Annotated in this window: 1 protein-coding gene; it reads left to right on the plus strand. The window is 42.0% G+C overall.

Going from position 1 to position 916, the window contains the following annotated elements:
• Positions 1-868: hypothetical protein (locus A3729_RS33410; protein ID WP_197476015.1), on the plus strand; the 868-nt coding region annotated here is incomplete at its 5' end.
• Positions 869-916: the final 48 nt, after the last annotated feature.

Consider the following 916-nt stretch of genomic DNA (forward strand, 5'->3'; position numbering starts at 1 on the left):
TGCGCTAATGAAGTCGGTAGATCCTGATCTCAATGCTTCAAGTTTTAGCTACTCATTAGAGAACGGCCTCATCACTGACTTGATTGGTGGTTCATCCAGTTTCGGCAATGGCCTAATTAATGCGCATAAAGCCGTTGCATGGGCATCTGGAAGCAACGATATACCTGACTCCTTGTATTACTTTCCGCAATCGTTCTCTTTCTTTAATGATGCTGTCAATGCAAAGCTATATTTGTCTAACCCAGGCAATGGTAGCGTTATTGTCTCCGGTATTACACCAAGTGAAGCTGACGCCAGTTGGTTAGATGTTCGTCAGGATGATACAGATTCCAATGGTTTAGGGATCTATACGGTAGAAATTAATAGTGCAGCGATTCCAGTAAACACCTTTAAGAAAGGTAGTTTGATCATAGAATATCAAATAAATGATGGTGCGGTGCAAACTGCATCGCTTGATGTAATCGCATCGAATACTATTTCTGGTAACGAATCGGTCGGTAATCTTTATATATCGCTTATTGCCTTAGATGAGGTTTTGAACGCTTTGCCAGAAGAACCTATTTTTGCTACATCTACCGTGGCAGGATCTTTGTCTGACGGTGTATACAGCTATCGCTTTGAGAATATCCCGGTCGGCGAGTATTTTGTTAGAGCAAGTACCAATAATGATGGCGATGAGCGCTCATTTGACGATGGAGAAGCAAAAGGAATCTATCCGAATTACTACTCGTTCGAGACCTTAAACGCAAATCGGGAAGTGATCAGTGGCATTGACTTTAGTGTTCAGTTCTTTGAATCAAATATCGAGGCTCTCGATGTGCTTGAGATTGGTGCGAGTCACTACCCCTTAGACTTAAGTGAAGACTAGGTATTGGCAGCCTCTCTATTCTCGGTTAAGCTTCACTAAATAAAATCC

Source organism: Oleiphilus sp. HI0043 (genome assembly GCF_001634935.1).